Source organism: Flavobacterium ginsengiterrae (assembly GCF_039539785.1).
GTDB classification, from domain to species: Bacteria; Bacteroidota; Bacteroidia; order Flavobacteriales; family Flavobacteriaceae; genus Flavobacterium; species Flavobacterium ginsengiterrae.
On the sequence record NZ_BAABDU010000004.1, the window covers coordinates 526,154 to 542,628 of the forward strand.

General features: G+C 33.4%; 16 protein-coding genes. 8 read left to right on the top strand and 8 right to left on the bottom strand.

Features of this window, described 5'->3' with window-relative positions:
• Positions 1 to 10: 10 nt before the first annotated feature.
• From pncB to ychF, 6 genes are all read right to left on the bottom strand, one after another.
• The gene (gene pncB, locus ABD859_RS12780; RefSeq protein WP_345144860.1) at positions 11 to 1,186 is read right to left on the bottom strand and encodes a nicotinate phosphoribosyltransferase; all 1,176 of its coding nucleotides are present in this window, start codon (positions 1,184 to 1,186) and stop codon (positions 11 to 13) included.
• Between the two features lie 43 nt (positions 1,187 to 1,229).
• The gene (locus ABD859_RS12785) at positions 1,230 to 2,210 is read right to left on the bottom strand and encodes a transglutaminase domain-containing protein (RefSeq protein ID WP_345144862.1); all 981 of its coding nucleotides are present in this window, start codon (positions 2,208 to 2,210) and stop codon (positions 1,230 to 1,232) included.
• Positions 2,211 to 2,735, bottom strand: coding sequence for an NADPH-dependent FMN reductase (locus ABD859_RS12790; RefSeq protein ID WP_345144864.1), 525 nt, complete (start codon positions 2,733 to 2,735; stop codon positions 2,211 to 2,213).
• Positions 2,732 to 3,691: a YihY/virulence factor BrkB family protein gene (locus tag ABD859_RS12795; RefSeq protein WP_345144866.1), complete on the bottom strand. Its 960-nt coding sequence runs from the start codon at positions 3,689 to 3,691 to the stop codon at positions 2,732 to 2,734. Before ABD859_RS12795 ends, ABD859_RS12790 begins: the two co-directional genes overlap by 4 nt.
• 93 nt (positions 3,692 to 3,784) lie before the next feature.
• Positions 3,785 to 4,462, bottom strand: coding sequence for a TIGR02117 family protein (locus ABD859_RS12800; RefSeq protein ID WP_345144867.1), 678 nt, complete (start codon positions 4,460 to 4,462; stop codon positions 3,785 to 3,787).
• 428 nt (positions 4,463 to 4,890) lie between these two features.
• The gene (ychF, locus tag ABD859_RS12805) at positions 4,891 to 5,985 is read right to left on the bottom strand and encodes a redox-regulated ATPase YchF (protein ID WP_345144869.1); all 1,095 of its coding nucleotides are present in this window, start codon (positions 5,983 to 5,985) and stop codon (positions 4,891 to 4,893) included.
• A 297-nt stretch (positions 5,986 to 6,282) separates the two neighbouring features.
• Between ychF and ABD859_RS12810 the strand changes: the two genes are divergently transcribed.
• Positions 6,283 to 8,949, top strand: coding sequence for a TonB-dependent receptor (locus ABD859_RS12810; RefSeq protein ID WP_345144870.1), 2,667 nt, complete (start codon positions 6,283 to 6,285; stop codon positions 8,947 to 8,949).
• Between the two features lie 85 nt (positions 8,950 to 9,034).
• Here the strand turns inward: ABD859_RS12810 and ABD859_RS12815 are convergent, their stop codons facing one another.
• Positions 9,035 to 10,204: a hypothetical protein gene (locus ABD859_RS12815; protein ID WP_345144872.1), complete on the bottom strand. Its 1,170-nt coding sequence runs from the start codon at positions 10,202 to 10,204 to the stop codon at positions 9,035 to 9,037.
• A gap of 163 nt (positions 10,205 to 10,367) precedes the next feature.
• A complete protein-coding gene (locus ABD859_RS12820; RefSeq protein WP_345144874.1) occupies positions 10,368 to 10,718 on the bottom strand; it encodes a 4Fe-4S dicluster domain-containing protein in 351 nt (116 codons plus the stop codon).
• Between the two features lie 136 nt (positions 10,719 to 10,854).
• Here ABD859_RS12820 and ABD859_RS12825 point away from each other — a divergent pair, with 136 nt between their 5' ends.
• The 7 genes from ABD859_RS12825 to ABD859_RS12855 all read left to right on the top strand — a co-directional run bounded on the left by ABD859_RS12825 (position 10,855) and on the right by ABD859_RS12855 (position 16,295).
• A complete protein-coding gene (locus ABD859_RS12825; RefSeq protein ID WP_345144876.1) occupies positions 10,855 to 11,919 on the top strand; it encodes an acyl-CoA reductase in 1,065 nt (354 codons plus the stop codon).
• 93 nt (positions 11,920 to 12,012) lie between these two features.
• Positions 12,013 to 13,083 carry a 3-phosphoserine/phosphohydroxythreonine transaminase gene (gene serC / locus ABD859_RS12830; RefSeq protein WP_345144878.1) on the top strand — a complete coding sequence of 357 codons (1,071 nt, stop codon included), beginning with the start codon at positions 12,013 to 12,015 and terminating at the stop codon, positions 13,081 to 13,083.
• A 91-nt stretch (positions 13,084 to 13,174) separates the two neighbouring features.
• Positions 13,175 to 14,125, top strand: coding sequence for a D-2-hydroxyacid dehydrogenase (locus ABD859_RS12835; protein WP_155100731.1), 951 nt, complete (start codon positions 13,175 to 13,177; stop codon positions 14,123 to 14,125).
• Positions 14,126 to 14,220: 95 nt separating this feature from the next.
• Positions 14,221 to 14,580 carry a hypothetical protein gene (locus ABD859_RS12840; RefSeq protein ID WP_345144883.1) on the top strand — a complete coding sequence of 120 codons (360 nt, stop codon included), beginning with the start codon at positions 14,221 to 14,223 and terminating at the stop codon, positions 14,578 to 14,580.
• 170 nt (positions 14,581 to 14,750) lie between these two features.
• A complete protein-coding gene (locus ABD859_RS12845; protein ID WP_345144885.1) occupies positions 14,751 to 15,314 on the top strand; it encodes a hypothetical protein in 564 nt (187 codons plus the stop codon).
• A gap of 194 nt (positions 15,315 to 15,508) precedes the next feature.
• On the top strand, positions 15,509 to 15,943 hold the full coding sequence (locus ABD859_RS12850) for a DUF6146 family protein (RefSeq protein WP_345144887.1): 435 nt from the start codon (positions 15,509 to 15,511) through the stop codon (positions 15,941 to 15,943).
• Between the two features lie 31 nt (positions 15,944 to 15,974).
• Positions 15,975 to 16,295: a DUF6787 family protein gene (locus ABD859_RS12855; RefSeq protein ID WP_345144889.1), complete on the top strand. Its 321-nt coding sequence runs from the start codon at positions 15,975 to 15,977 to the stop codon at positions 16,293 to 16,295.
• Positions 16,296 to 16,475: the final 180 nt, after the last annotated feature.

The window sequence follows — 16,475 nt, forward strand, 5'->3', positions numbered from 1 at the left end:
CAAAAAAACACTATTTGATTCCAAGCACTTCTTTTGCCAGGCCAATCATTTCGGGTGTTCCCGTATTTTTGTTTTTTTCATCAGAAAGTTTCACCACACCCTGCCAATGTATATTATCTGGCTTTGTATCGGTTAATTTTATAACCATATTCATTGCCGGAAGCCCAACATCGTTTGTGAAATTTGTACCAATTCCAAATGACATTTTTATTTTGTCCTGGCAGAAATCTACAATCGTTTTTACTTTTTCATAATTAAGCGAATCTGAAAAAACAATGGCTTTTGATTTTGGATCAATTCCCATTTTTGTGTAATGCGAAATTACCTTTTGAGCAAATTCAATTGGATCACCGCTGTCGTGACGAACGCCGTCAAAAAGTTTTGAATATTTTTTATCAAACTGATTGAAAAATATATCAGTCGTATAAGTATCTGTTAAAGCAATTCCGAGATCACCTCCGTAAACTTTTGTCCAATTTTCAAGGCTGATAGAATTGGCCATTTTAAAACCATACTGTGCTGCATGAAACATAAACCATTCGTGTGCATGCGTACCTAAAGGTCTTCGGTTGTTGACCATTGCAAAATGCACATTACTTGTTCCTATAAAACTGTGTCCGCCATGTGTTCTCAAAGTTTCATTAACTAAGTCATGTACTTCATAAGAATGACGTCTTCTGGTTCCAAATTCTAAAATGGAAACGCCAAGTTTATTGTATTTGTCGATTTTTTCTTTGGTCAGATTTTTTATAGCTTCATCATTTAAACGTATTAAATGACTGGCTTTATAAAACAACTCAGAAATCAAAGCCATTAAAGGGACTTCCCATAAAATGGTTCTATACCAAAATCCTTCAACTGTAACAGTAATTTCTGAACCTTCCTGACTAATCTGTACTTCAGATGGGTCAAAACTATATCCCTGCAGAAAATCGAGATAAGTTGGATCTAAATAGGGACAATAATGTGACAGATAATTTTTTTCGTCTTTTGTTAAACGAAGATCAGACATAGCATCGACAGAGCGTCGAAGCAGATCTGCAAAACCATCCGGAAAAATATGTTTTCCGCGGTTTATAAATCCATAACGAACTTTTGCTTTTGGAAAAAGCTTAATTACAGCATGCTGCATTGTGAATTTGTAGAAATCATTATCTAAAATTGATTTCAAAAAAGTAGTTTCCATAGCTGTTAAATTCGAATAACTGCTAAGATACGTCAAATTTACTTTATTTAGAAACTATTTTAAAAGCCACAACGCTATTCGTATCAACAAAAATGGTAATATAATCTCCTATATTATTATCCATCAAAATTTGAAATTCTAAACCGCCGCGTTTCTCTTTCGGATTCTGAACTTTTACAGGCTGATTCTTTTTATTTAAATAGAAAACCTGATTGGATTTGGAAATATTTTTAATTTCAAAAGTCACTTTATCGCCATTCTTAACTTCAATTATCCCAGAATCAGGTGATTTAATTTTATAATCATTTTCGATGGTTGTATTGTAAATTAAAGGTCCGTTTAAAAAGTCTTCTTTACTTATTCTGCTTCCTAAATAAGATCCGGAATCCGGATAATGTTTGGCAAAGAAATAATCAGGATCTGTATCAAAATAAATCGGATTAAAATCATTTACCATTCGGCCTTTACTGCTGTCATAATAACCCTGACCCCAGGTAACATCTACCAGACGCCATTTTTTATCAACAAAAACCATATTCCAGGCGTGATTAGATAAAGTTGTTTTTCGGCCAATGTCTCTTAAATTGGTTTTAGAATCACCGCGCACTATTTCGCATTTCAATCCTAACTGTTCGGCAAGATTCTGATATAAAGCCGTAAAACCTTCGCAGACTGCTTTTTTAGAATTAAAAGCTTTCTGAATCAGATTATCATTTACCTGTTTTATTTTTCTTTGTTTTTCAGCTTCAGAAGAATAGCTGAAACCCTGCACTCTTGGTGGATTCAAAAATGCATTGTAATCGTATTTTATATTGAAAGCAATCCAGCTGTAGATTGCTCGTGCACGTTCTGCATCGGAATCAAAATCTTTTCCGATTTTTTCTGCTAATTTTTCGGTAGTATTAAAGCTTTTAGGGTATTTCGCAATAATTTTATCAACTTCATTTATCTTTTGAGCAAAAGTAAAATTGATGAAAATACTATTTAGCAAAAGGTAAATTAGGACAATCTTTTTTTGTGGCATTTAAAAATTTGATTTAATAATATTTTTCAGTTCATTGTCTAACTCATCGTTAGAAATTTTATTTTGCTGTAAATCAAAATTCGAGCCAAAAGCTGGTAATGAGAAAGTTCCTTTAATATCAGCACCATAACGCGGAAAAAGATTTTGTGCAATTCCTAGAACTGATAAACCTCCTCTGCCTCCCGGCGAAGTTGCTAATAACAACATTGGTTTGTGCTGAAAAACATCTTTTTCGATGCGTGAACTCCAGTCAAAAACATTTTTGAAAGCAACAGAATAATTTCCGTTATTTTCTGCCATTGAAACCACTAAAATATCAGCTTCTTTTAATTTGCTTAGAAATGCCTGTGCGACTTCATGCTGGCCGACTTCTTTTTCAAGATCAACACTAAAAACCGGCATAGCAAAATCATTTAAATCTAGAACCTCAACATCTGCATTTTCAAATAAACTTGATGCATAAGCTGCTAAACGTTTATTAATTGACTGTGTACTGTTACTTCCTCCAAAGGCTATTATTTTCATGGCTTTTCGTTTGTTAATCTTTGTTGTGTTGATTCTTGGGTTACATCTTCGATTTCGTAAACTTCTTTTGCAATCTCTACGGAGTATTCATTTGGATAAATTTTACCTCCATACGATTTTGCATAGACTTTCGTAAATTCTGCTCCAAAGTAAAGAATAATTGCCGAATAATAAACCCAAACTAAAATAATGATTACTGATCCGGCAGCACCGTAAACTGAAGCCACTGTAGAACTGCCCAAATAAAATCCAATAGCAAATTTACCAATCATAAAAAGTACAGCAGTAACACTGGATCCGATAATAGCATCTTTCCATCTGATTTTTCCATCAGGTAAGGTTCTAAAGATTATGGTAAACAAAAGTGTTATACTCGCCAGTACAATAACTATATTAACTACATAAAATAAATAAACCGTACTTTCAGGAAAATATATTTTTAAACGCGCACTCATCAAATCCAATACTGTATTGATAAATAAACTGACAATCATTAAAAAACCTACAGAAGCAATCATCGAAAATGACATTAATCTGTTTTGTATAAATTTCCTAACTCCTTTATCTGGTTTCGCGCGAAGTCCCCAAATATAATTTATGGAACTCTGAATTTCAGCAAAAACTCCTGATGCCCCAATTAATAGCATTACAACACCAAATACGGTTGCAAAAACATTATTTCCAGACAATTGTACATTTTTTATCGCCTCCTGAATCTGCGTGGCGGCACCGTTACCCACCAATCCATTTATTTGTCCGTAGAGTTGTCCTGTAACCGCTTCTTCTCCAAAGAAAAAACCACAGATTGTAATTATAATAATTAACAAAGGAGGCAGTGCAAATATGGTGTAATACGATAATGCTGCACTAAGCTTGATAGCATTATCATCATTAAACTCTAAAAAAGTATTCTTTAACAGAAACCAAGTTTTTGAAAATATATTTCGATTTTTCATTTGCTGATTTTTTGATATTCTCTCAAATTTAAGCAATAATCAAATTTTCTTACTTCTTGGTTTTTAATGGAATTTTATATTTTTTCCATGTTATTACTTGTAATGGCAAAAAATGCCTTTATCATAAACAGTCCATAAACTTGCTTTTTGATTCGCTGCTTTTAAAGCATTATTTGCCCAGGTATTGCAGGTATAAAAAAGGCTGTAACTTCCTTTTGCTTCATAAAAAGCATCTTTTTTTCCGTAACTGTGACCTTCAATCCATTGTGGATGTAATGAATCGCTGAAACTTTCTGAAATATAATTTACCAGTTTTTGATAATTTTCTTTTGAAATTAAAATGCGTTTACAATCTTCTCCTTCTCTTAATGTTTTAAAAAATGTCGCATGAACTGCCGAAGAGCTGATTCCGAATGCCGCTTTAAAAGCAGTGCTGGCCTTTAGATCTGACCATTCCGGCGTTTCAAGATAAAAACCTTTATCTCCCCAGCCAAAAGCAATATAATTCATTAAAGAATCTTTTGATTGTGTCTGGCTAAATTGAATTTCATTTCGCCAGTCTTTGATTTCATTTTTTACAGGAACAACAATATCCGTGTGAACTCCATTTGAAAGAATATAAATTGGAATACCATCTTGTTCGTTGACTTTTGCAATATCTGAATTGACCGTAATTTTTGAAATAATCAGAACAGATGTAATATAAAGAGCAATAAAACTGAAGATTCCGAAAAGTGTCCAGCCCAGAAATTTTAAAGTTTTTTTTAGCATTTTAATGATTGGTTTTAGATTAGTAATTGGTTAATTTTTCAATAACCAATTTTTGAGCCAAAATTTTTTATTGCTAAAAATTATATGAAGATTTTAAAGATTTACTTTCGCGAAAGCGCAGATTTAAACGTTTTTTGTTTTTTTGTCTTCCTGAACGAAGTCGAAGGACACGCTAGAAACTCGACAAAGCAAATCGACAATCTTTGTGGGCTTCGACTCCGCTCAGCCTGACAACAGTAATCCATATGACAATCTTTGCGTGAGACGCACTGCTGTGCGCCTCTACAATAAAATCTTTGTAAAAATTCTTTGCGCCTTTGTGCCTTTGTGGCAAAAAAAATTTAGCGGCAAAAAACAAAAAAACCGCCGAATTTCTCCAGCGGTTTTCTCTATTTTCTATATTCTTTATTCTATTCTCAAGAAAAAAATTATACGTTAAAACGGAAGTGCATTACATCCCCATCTTTCACAACGTACTCTTTTCCTTCTACTTTAAATTTTCCAGCTTCTTTTGCTTTTGCTTCAGAACCGTATTGAACGTAATCATCGTATGAAATTACTTCTGCACGAATAAATCCTTTTTCAAAATCAGTGTGGATAACTCCTGCCGCTTGCGGTGCAGTTGCTCCAATATTAATTGTCCAGGCACGAACTTCTTTTACACCCGCAGTAAAATAAGTCTGTTGTTTTAATAATTTGTAAGCTGCACGAATAAGAACTGATGCTCCCGGTTCTTGTAACCCCATATCTTCAAGGAAAACCTGACGCTCTTCATAGCTTTCTAATTCTGTAATATCAGCTTCTGCTCCTACAGAAAGTACAATAACTTCTGCTTCTTCGTCTTTTACCAGTTCACGAACCTGATCTACATATTTGTTTCCGTTTACTGCTGAACTTTCGTCTACGTTACAAACGTATAAAACCGGTTTAGCCGTAATTAACTGAAAACTTTCCATTAAAACCTCTTCGTCATTACTTTGAGGAATAATTGTTCTAGCAGATTTTGCCTGCAATAATGCTTCTCTAATTCTGTTTAATAAAGCTTCTTCTGTCTGAGCTTCTTTATTTCCTGTTTTTGCAGCACGTTTTACTTTCTCCAATCTTTTTTCGATTGTTTCAAGATCTTTTAACTGCAATTCAATATCGATTGTTTCTTTATCACGAATTGGATTTACGTTTCCGTCAACGTGTACAATATTATCATTATCAAAACAACGTAAAACGTGAATAATAGCATTACACTCTCTAATGTTTCCTAAAAACTGGTTTCCAAGACCTTCACCTTTACTTGCCCCTTTTACCAAACCTGCAATATCTACGATATCTACGGTTGCCATTTGTACACGCTCTGGTTTTACCAATTCTTCTAATTTGTTGATTCTTGGATCCGGAACGTTTACAACACCAATATTAGGTTCGATAGTACAAAACGGAAAGTTCGCACTCTGCGCTTTTGCATTAGATAAACAATTAAATAATGTTGATTTTCCAACATTTGGTAATCCTACAATTCCTGCTTTCATCTGTTGTTTCTGTTTATATTTTATTGACGCTGAAAATAATCAGTGTCATTTCCATTAATACTTCTCTATTAATGGTTTATGATTTACACGATTTTTTGATTTCTGCCAAAATCATATTTTTTGGCTTTAAAATTTTGCAAATATAAGATTTAATACCTCGTCATCGAAGTAAAAATGTGCATTAATATAATTTTAAGGTTATTCTTAAAAATTTTTGAACTTTTTATTAAGTTTTTGTTAAATAATAGTAATTTTATAAAAATTCAAAACAAAAAACAATCCAAAAAACCAATAACCATGAAAAAGATTGCATTATTTTTATTCCTGCTGAATTCAGCATTTCTTTTTGCCCAAAAAGAAGTATCAGGTATTGTTAAAGACAAGACAGGCACACCGCTTCCCGGAGTTAATATTGTCGAAAAAGGAACTTCAAATGGTGTATCTACCGATTTTGAGGGCGGTTTTAAAATAAAAGTTAAAGATGGAGCTGTATTAATCTTCAGCTATGTTGGTTTTGCCACAATCGAAAAAACAGCATCAGGCGATAAAATGAGCATTACTCTGGACGAAAGCGGCGGACAAGTTTTAAGCGACGTTGTCGTGGTTGGTTCTAGAAATACCAAAAGAACCGTTGTAAATTCTGCCGTACCTATAGATGTCATTAATGTAAAAGAAGTTACTACGCAAAGCGGTAAAATAGAAATTAACCAATTATTGCAGTATGTAGCGCCTTCATTTAATGCGAATAAACAATCGGGGTCTGATGGTGCAGACCACGTTGATCCTGCTTCTTTAAGAGGAATGGGACCAGATCAGACTTTGGTTTTAATTAACGGAAAAAGAAGACATCAATCGTCTTTAATTAACTTATTTGGAACTCGCGGACGTGGAAATACAGGTACAGATTTAAACGCCATTCCGGCCGCTTCTATTAAAAGAATAGAAATTCTGCGCGACGGTGCCGCCGCTCAATATGGCTCTGATGCCATTGCAGGGGTTATTAATATTGTTACAAATGACAATGTAAATGAACTGACTGGTTCTGTTACTTACGGAGTTTTCAACACAAATGCAAAAGGTGATTTTCTGCCGGGAACTCCAAACACAAAAGGATACCGATTAGATCAGCATGGCAACGGAAATTCATACGTAAAAGATCAGGATTTTGACGGTGGTTCTGTAAGAGTTGCGGCAAATTACGGTATAGCATTAGGAACTAAAGGCGGTTACGTAAACTTTACAGGTGAATTTTTAAACAAAAACAAAACGCTGAGACCTGCTTATGATTTTAGAAAAGGTTTTGGTGATGCCGAAATGCAGGGAGTAAATCTATTTGTTAATCTTGCTGTTCCTATTGCAGATAAAACCGAATTTTATGCTTTTGGAGGAAGCAATTTTAGAGATACCGATGCTTATGCTTTTACCAGAAATGATGGTGAAAGAGTTGTAGAATCAGTTTATCCGGGAGGTTACACACCAAGAATTACTTCAAAAATTAATGACAATTCTGTTGCTGCCGGAATTAGAACGGAATCTGGCGGAGGATGGAAATTTGATTTGAGTAATACTTTTGGGAAAAATAAATTCCAATACGATATCAAAGGAACAATCAATGCATCGTTAGAAGAAAAATCACCTCATGAATTTGATGCAGGAGGGCACAGTTTACTTCAAAACACAACCAATTTTGATATTTCTAAAAACTACGACAGTGTCCTTAATGGATTTAATATCGCCTTTGGATCTGAATTTAGAGTTGAACAATTTCAAATTTTTGCCGGTGAAGAAGGTTCTTATGCTACTTATGACACTAACGGACAACCTATAACAGATCCAACAACACAAAGTCCGCCAACTGTACCTAATCCTGATTACGATCCTACAGATCCAGATTCTTCACCAACAATACCAAGACCGGGCGGATCTCAAGGTTTTCCAGGTTACAGCCCGGCAAACGAAGTTAACAAAAGCCGTTCTAACTTCTCTTTATATGCCGATGGAGAATTAGACATTACGAATGCATTAATGGTTAGTGCCGCAGTTCGTTTTGAAAACTACAGCGATTTTGGAAGCACCGTAAACGGAAAACTAGCTTCAAGGCTAAAAATAAACGACCATATTAATTTAAGAGGATCTGTAAGTACTGGTTTCCGCGCGCCTTCTTTAGCTCAAATTTACTATAATCTGCGTTTCACTAACTTTAATGCAAGCGGTGCAACCGAGGTTTTACTGGCTCCAAATGACAGTGAAGTAACAAGAGCCTTTGGAATTAGCAAATTAAATGAAGAAAAAGCTGTCAATGCCTCATTAGGTTTCACAGCTTCATTTGGCGATTTTACAGCAACAGTCGATGGTTATTATATTAAGGTAAAAGACCGTATTGTTCTTACCGGATATTTTGATGCTGAATCTTTAAATCTTGGCGTTTCTGAAGCTCAATTCTTTGCAAATGGTGTTGATACCAGCACACATGGTTTAGATTTAGTTTTGTCATGGAAAAAAACATTTGATGCTGGACAATTTGGCGCAACGCTTGTTGGAAACATCAACGATATGAAAATTGACAAAGTAAAAAACGGTCCGCTTGATGAAGCTACGTTTTTTGGGAAAAGAGAAAAAGCCTTTTTACTAGCCTCTGCACCAGACAACAAATTTGCTTTAAATTTAACTTATGCTAAAAATAAATTCGATGCAGGACTGGCCTTTACACGTTTCAGCAAAGTAGTTTTAGTTGATTATGCTGATGAAGATGACGTTTACAACCCAAGATTAGTAACTGATTTAACTTTAGGATATCAATTAAGCAAAAGCCTGAAACTAAGTATTGGAAGCAACAACTTATTTAATGTTTATCCAACAAAACAAGATGAACAAGGAAACACTGAAGCCGGAGGATATTGGGATGCCGTACAAATGGGTTTCAGCGGTGCTTATTACTATGCAAGACTTGGATTTAATTTCTGATTGCCTTCTCTCAATCTATTCAAAAACAAAAAAACTGAACTCTTTGAGTTCAGTTTTTTTGTTTTAAAAATCTAAAATCTACATTTTACAACTTAAATTCTAATGAACTCACAATTGCTTTTTCTTCATCAGTAGCTGTAAATCCTGAGATATCCCAATAATTGGTCAGGATTTTATTCTTTTTATTAAAAAGTGATTTTTCTTTAAAAACATCACTTTCACTGTATGTAAAATTCTGTTTATTAAAACTAGTCGTTACAAAACTGTTACGCACCTGAACTTTCTTAACCTGCTCTTTTAAAATAAGATCATAAGCAATTTCTTCATTTGAATTGAGCAGATAATAATCCTGTCCGTCAAATCTGTAATCTACTTTTACAAAAGACTTAGTAATATTTTTTGAATTTACTGTTGTTTTCTCTTCTATTTTATCAAGATTTTGAGGCGTAATATCAATTGTAAATCCCATAATAAGCTTTTTTTCAGGATCATAAACAATTTCAAAATTATCAACAGCCTCTTTTGCTTTATCCAGAGGCGTAACAAGCATTACATAATAATCTTTGTTTTTTGCATGTCCTCTAATAACAAAATCATATCCCTTTTTTGTTTTTGAATCTAATAACGGATCAAAATATTTAAAATCAGAATAATTTTTCATAATATTATTCAAATCATATCCTCTCAAATCAGCGCTTATATCCGTTTCCAATAATCCGTAGGATCTGTTTTGTTCAACAAGTAAAGTGGATGCATTACTATTTTTATCAAACTGAAAATTAACCAGTCCGTCATTATAATACGAATACTGGTTGTCCAGCATAAAAAACTCCCTTACATATACTTTTTGTCTATGTGAAATACTGATTTTTTTAGTTGAATTAGTAACTAATTTCTGCAGTATCTTTTCCGGATCTTCTTTAGACAAAACTATTTCATCTAGTTTATTGTTTTTACTCTTTAAATAAATAACAAATTTTTGATCTCCATTTAAAGATGTCCAACGCACCGTTGTATCCTCATAATTAGTTTCAGAAACCTGAACATTAGAACCTCCGGTAAGCATAAAAGTTACCTTACCTTCTTCATTGCTTAATAAAATCTGTTTGGTTTTCATTATTACAACTGTAGCATTTTCAATTGGCAGAAGCGTTTCTATATCCTTAACAATTATAGAGTATTCTTCATTTTGAGCCAAAACACTTACATAGTTAAACAAAATGACAAATAAAAGCAGCAATTTCTTCATAGGCATTGTTATTTTTTTAACTAAAGTATTATTTTTTTAACAATTAAGCAACAGTCAAAAAATAAAACATTAGTTGTCAACAAACTACCTTTTAAAAATACCTGATTTCAGGGTAAAAAAAAATCCCGAGCTTTAAGCTCAGGATTTATATTTTTAATATAAAAAATGATTATTCCCCGTGCAGGAACGCTTGTCTGTTTAACAAAGTTTCATCATCTTCTACATGATTATCATCAGGTACACAACAATCAACAGGACACACTGCAGCACATTGAGGCTCATCATGAAAACCTTTACACTCAGTACATTTCCCAGGAACGATATAATAAACTTCATCAGAGATTGGAGTTTGAGCATCATCAGCATCAACTTCAGTTCCGTCAGGTAAAATTACAGTTCCGGAAAGACTAGTTCCGTCTTTATATCTCCAATCATCCGCTCCTTCATATATTGCTGTATTTGGGCACTCTGGTTCGCAAGCCCCACAATTGATACATTCGTCAGTTATAATAATTGCCATCTTTTTCTTCGTTTTGTTAAAAGTTATATAGGTTTTATAGATTAAAGCTGAAAGATTTAAATCTACTTTGCCTTATAACGTAATATAGCTTATTTTTGTGCAAAATTACAATCAAAACAATTCATAAACAAACATTATGACATTAGAAACAAAAAAAAGTGTTTTTGTTGAATTAGGAAAATTTTTAAGTCAGTTTTCCGAAGGCTCTTCTGCAAGAAAATCTGACGTTTTATATAACGATATCTTTTTTGATGATTTTGAGAGACTTATACATCTCTCACAATCCCACAACGGCTGGTACACGCCGGAACAGGTGTATTTTTCGATAAAATCATGGGCAGATGCTTTAACAGAAGAAAACATCAGTAAATGGGTTTCTAAGTATGATTTTAATACCAATCAAAAAGAAAAAACGGTAGCTTTAATCCTTGCCGGGAATATTCCGCTTGTTGGTTTTCACGATTTTTTATCAGTTTTAATTACCGGAAACAAAGCATTAGTAAAAACATCGTCAAACGATCAGCACTTACTGCCTTTTTTAGCAAAATATCTAATTGCTGTTGATGAAAGTTTAAAAGATAAAATCACTTTCGTGGAAGGAAAACTGGAAAATTTTGATGCCGTAATCGCCACCGGAAGCAATAATACAGCCCGTTATTTTGAATATTATTTTAAAGACAAACCTTCTATCATTAGAAAAAACAGAAATTCTGCCGCAGTTTTAAACGGAAAAGAATCAAAAGAAGAATTAGAAGCTTTAGGAGAAGATATTTTTAGGTATTTTGGTTTAGGATGCCGAAATGTATCTAAACTTTTTGTACCAAAAGATTACGCTTTTGATGATTTCTTTCAGGCCGTTTTTAAATATCAGGATGTTATTCATTATGAAAAATACGCTAATAATTACGATTATAACAAAGCTGTTTTTTTAATGAGTAATTTTAAATTGACAGATAATGGTTTTCTTACTTTAAAAGAAGATTCAAGCTACGCCTCTCCTATTTCGAGTGTTTTTTATGAATATTATGAAAATATCGAAGATTTAAAGTCACGTCTTAAAGCAGACGAAGATCAAATTCAGTGCATTGTAAGCAGCAATTTAATCGAAAATAGTGTTGCATTTGGACAGACTCAAAATCCGCAATTGTGGGATTATGCAGATAACGTTGATACTATAACGTTTTTGTTAACAACAAAGTAATAAATTGTTTAATTATTTCGAATATTTTAACGCTTTTTCGGCTCTTATTACCGAAATTTGCGTCTTTAAAATTTTCGACTATTAACAAAAACCATGAAAAAACACAACTACAGCGCAGGACCAAGTATTTTACCTCAGGAAGTTTTTGAGAAGGCATCAAAAGCAATTTTAAATTTTAATGATTCAGGGTTATCTATTCTTGAAATCTCGCACCGAAGCAAAGATTTCGTTGCAGTTATGGAGGAGGCTCGTTCCCTTGCTTTAGAATTATTAGGACTTCAGGGAAAAGGTTATCAGGCTTTATTTTTACAAGGCGGTGCCAGTACAGCATTCTTAATGGCGCCATATAATTTAATGAAAGAAAACGGAAAAGCGGCTTATTTAGATTCAGGAACGTGGGCAACTGCAGCGATCAAAGAAGCAAAACTTTTCGGTGAAACTGTTGTCGTAGCTTCTTCAAAAGAAGACAATTATAATAATGTTCCAAAAGGTTACGAAATTCCGGCTGATGCTGATTATTTCCACTGCACAAGTAACAATACCATCTTTGGAACGCAAATGCAGGATTTTCCATCAACAAATATTCCGGTTGTATGCGATATGAGTTCTGATATTTTTTCACGCGAATTAGATTTTTCTAAATTCGACTTAATCTATGCAGGTGCTCAGAAAAACATGGGGCCGGCTGGAACAACTTTAGTAGTTGTTAAAGAAGAAATTTTAGGCAAAAACGGAAGAACAATTCCTAGTATGTTAGATTACAGCAAACACATTAAAGCAGAAAGTATGTACAACACTCCTTCTGTATTTGCTGTTTATGTTTCTCTTTTAACTTTACAATGGATTAAAGAAAAAGGCGGCATTGCTGCTGTTGAAAAATTAAACAATGCAAAAGCTGAATTACTTTACGCTGAAATCGACAGAAACCCATTATTTAAAGGTGCAGCAAAAGTAGAAGACCGTTCTAAAATGAACGTAACTTTCTTACTAAACAATCCTGAGCATACTGAAACTTTTGATGCTTTATGGAAAGCTGCAGGAATTTCAGGATTACCTGGACACCGTTCTGTAGGCGGTTACAGAGCTTCTATTTACAACGCAATGCCTATCGAAAGCGTTCAGGTATTAGTTGATGTAATGAAAGCTTTAGAAACTAAAGTTTAGTTTTTAGTTACAATACAAAAAAGAAAAATCAAATAGCTGGTTTATCGATTAAACAATTAAACGATTAACCAAACAAAACATACACACAACAATGAAAGTATTAGCAAATGACGGAATTTCTAAAAGTGGAATTCTAGCCTTAGAAAAAGGCGGATTTGAAGTTATAACTACAAAAGTAGCTCAGGAACAAGTAGCTAACTTTATTAACGAAAATAATGTTGATGTAATTTTAGTGCGCAGTGCAACTAAAGTTCGTAAAGATATTATCGATGCATGCCCTGGTATCAAAATCATCGGACGTGGTGGAGTTGGTATGGACAACATCGATGTAGATTATGCAAAAAGTAAAGGAATTCACGTAATTAATACTCCTGCTTCATCTTCAGAATCTGTTGCTGAATTAGTGTTTGGACACTTATTTTCTGGTGTTCGTTTTTTACATGATTCTAACAGAAATATGCCTCTTGAAGGAGATTCAAACTTTGACGGTTTGAAAAAAGCGTATGCTAACGGAACTGAATTAAGAGGAAAAACTTTAGGTATTGTTGGTATTGGTCGTATCGGACAAGCTACTGCAAAAATGGCTCTTGGTCTTGGAATGAAAGTTATCGCTGCAGACAGCTTTATCCCTCAGGTTGATGTAAAAGTTGAATTTTTCGATGGACAGTCAATCACTACAACAATCGTTTCTCAATCTTTAGAATCTTTATTTAAAGAAGCAGATTTCATTACATTACACGTTCCTGCTCAGGATGGTTACATCATTGGAGAAAAAGAACTTGCAATAATGAAAGACGGTGTTGGAATCGTAAACTGTGCTCGCGGTGGTGTTATTGATGAAGTTGCTTTAGTAAAAGCTTTAGATTCAGGAAAAGTTGCGTTTGCAGGTTTAGACGTTTTTGAAAGCGAGCCAAAACCAGAAATGGCAATCTTAATGCACTCTAAAATCTCTTTAACGCCGCACATTGGAGCAGCAACAGGAGAAGCACAAGACAGAATTGGTACAGAATTAGCTTCACAAATTATTACTTTATTAAGCTAATAATTTAAATAATAAATTACTTAAAAAGAGATTTGCTGTTTACAGTAAATCTCTTTCTTTTTTTATTTAGCTTTGATTCAGATTAAAATTATAGAATGAAAGCTGACAAAAAAAGTTCTCTACATAAATGGATTATTTATTTGATCGTATTTACAGTAATTATTACACTATCCCGTACCCATATTTTCTCAAATATATTCTCACTAATTACTGAAAGAGAATACTTCATTCCTAAACAATCCTCAATTTTCACTTTTAAAGAAACTGTTCGTAATGACGGCTCAAGTGACGTATGGCGATACGGAGAGGATTCTAACAACTATTATTACAACTTAAGTACATTGAATAATGATGTGCTGTATTTTTCCAAAAAAAATGTTCTTCTCTGTCCAGAATTTAATCCTGAAAATATCAATTCCTGGTGCGGAGCAAAAATCCCTAAAAAAACGCCTTAAATAGAGTCCTGATTTCAAAAACAAAATAAGACAACTTTGTTTTACCACACATCAAAATAAACACAAACACCTAAAAATAAATTACTTACAATAAAATTTATTAATACAGTTTAATAAATCCGTTTCTTTTTTGTTTAAATTTGGGTTATAAACTCTAAATTCACTTAACCATGTTTGAACAATTAACCCAATTAGTACAGCAATACGGAGGCGATGCTGTTGTAAACAATAACGCTGTCCCAAATGAACATAATGAAGCCGTAATAAGCGAAACCAGCAATTCTATTTTTGAAGGATTAAAAAAGATTGTTTCTGAAGGTGGAGCGGATCAAATTGCAGGATTATTTAATGGAAATTCACCTATTGACAGTTCAAATCCGGTTGTACAGCAAATTCAACAGCAGTTAAGCGGAAATCTTGGTGAAAAATTTGGCTTAAACAATACAGATTCAAACGGAGTTGCATCAAATTTAATTCCGCAGATTTTAGGTTCTTTAGTTAATAAAGCAAAAGATCCAAACGACAGCAGTTTTCAAATTTCAGATATTATAAATTCAATTTCCGGAAACAGCACACAAGCATCAGGAATTATGGATACTATTTCAAAATACGGAGTACAATTTGGTTTAGACCAAAATAACGACGGAAAACTAGATGTTGCCGATGTACTGGTTGTCACCAAAAGCAAAGGCGGTATCGCTGGTTTTATAGGGAAGCTGTTTGGGAGTAAATAAAGATTCTAAGGTGCTGAGCTTCTAAGTTTCTAAGGTACGAAGTAAAAATTATCAAAGGGAAGCTGTTTACTAAACAGCTTTTTCTACTTTATAAAATAAAAACTTAGAAGCTCAGCACCTTTGAAACTTAGAAGCTTAGTTACATTCTTGTTAAACTCCTCCCTCTTTTCATCAAATATTCGTAAATTTAAAACATGAAAAAATGCATTTCCATATTAATCCTCTTATTTATTGTAATTGCTTGTTCTACCACTTCTAAGAACATTGCAAGTACTGATACAGCATCTAATAAAAAAATAAGCGATACTGTTAGAATTGCAAATGATTCTCTTGAATATGAAGTAATAATTATAGACAACGGTTTCAGCACGTGGCTGGCATCAAGAGCATATCCCAGAAATTATTATTCATTACAATATCTTGAAAATAAGAACTATTTGTATGTAACAGAATGGAACAGTCGCGTTTTACAGCCACAGCGTTACAATCCAAATTTGTACGAAATGTCAATAAACTACAGACCAGACATTCACTACGGATATGAAGTAAATTATTTAATTTACAATTACATGATTTATTTTCAAAATACTTACAAACAAACGCTTTGGGGTAACGTTCCTTCAAGATAATGTTACTATATTTGTAATCATTACAAATAGCATGGAAAGACTAAAAAAACGCTGGGGAATTACCTCAAACTTACAAGCCATTATAATACTTATCGTTTTTGCCATTACAGGATCGGCTTCTGCCTGGCTGTCTAAACCATTCTGCGTTTGGCTGGGAATCACTAAAGAAGACTTTGGAGGCTGGTTTACACTCATTCGCCTTATTATTATCTTCCCAATTTATCAAGTTTTATTAGTTCTAATAGGAACCGTATTTGGACAGTTTAAATTTTTCTGGAACTTCGAAAAAAAAATGCTCAAAAATATGGGACTGGGCTTTTTATTTAAAAAAGACAATTCAAAAGCTGAATAACAGTTTTTTTTTAAAACTTTTCTTACTTCATTCTTTACTTTTCCTAAATCATATCAGGCAGGATTCCTTATTCTTTCTCTGCAATCTCTCTATTTTACACACGCTAAAGAATTTTTAAAAAATTAAGACAAAAATTATACTTCTTAAAAAAACAAAATCAGTTAAGTGTAAAAAATACAT